Here is a 712-nt window from a genome sequence, read left to right as displayed (position 1 = left end):
ATCGCCGCCGGTGCACATCTGCGGCTGGTGTCCGAACAGGACCCGACACCCGCCGTCATCGGGCTGCCGCCGCCGGCCGCGGACACGCCGCCGTCGGCCCGCGCGACCGGCTGGGCCCGGTACGTGCAGGGCGTGGCAGTCCAGCTCGCCGTGTTCGGCCAGCTCCCCGAGGCCGGCCGGCTTGCCGGGGGCGGCCTCGTGCCCTGGCAGGGTGCGCTTGCCAGCGACATCCCGCTGGGTGCCGGCCTGTCCTCCTCGGCGGCCCTGGAACTCGCCGTCGCCGTGGCCTGCACCCACCTCGCCGGCGCGGTCCCGGCGCCGACGGAGCTCGCCCGGCTCGCCCAGCGGGCGGAGAACGCCTGGGTCGGCGCCGCCACCGGCCTGCTCGACCAGCTCGCCTGCGTCGGGGGGATCGCCGGCCACGCCCTGCGCATCGACTGCCGGACGCTGAGCGTCACACCGGTGCCGCTGCCGGCCGGGCTCGCCGTCGTCGTCATCGACACCGGCTCGCGCCGCGAGCTCGTCACGAGCGCCTACGCCGATCGGCGGGCCGAGTGCGAGCGGGCCGCGCGGGCGCTGGGGGTGCCGGCGCTGCGCGACCTCGACACCCTGCCGCCGGACGCCGCCAGCCGCCTCGACCCGGTGGCGCTGCGCCGTGCCCGCTTCGTCATCGCCGAGAACGCCCGGGTCGACGCGGTCGCCGGGGCGCTGG

At 78.7% G+C, this 712-nt stretch carries 1 protein-coding gene; it reads left to right on the top strand.

Translation table 11 applies throughout. The features are described 5' to 3' along the window. A partial coding sequence (locus ND748_RS33250; RefSeq protein WP_374216107.1) for a galactokinase occupies positions 1 to 712 on the top strand: 712 nt, incomplete at both ends.

Source organism: Frankia sp. AiPs1, assembly GCF_023716945.1.
Taxonomy (GTDB): domain Bacteria; phylum Actinomycetota; class Actinomycetes; order Frankiales; family Frankiaceae; genus Frankia.
Note: the sequence above shows the minus strand (reverse complement) of the source record. Positions and strands in the feature narration are given on the sequence as shown.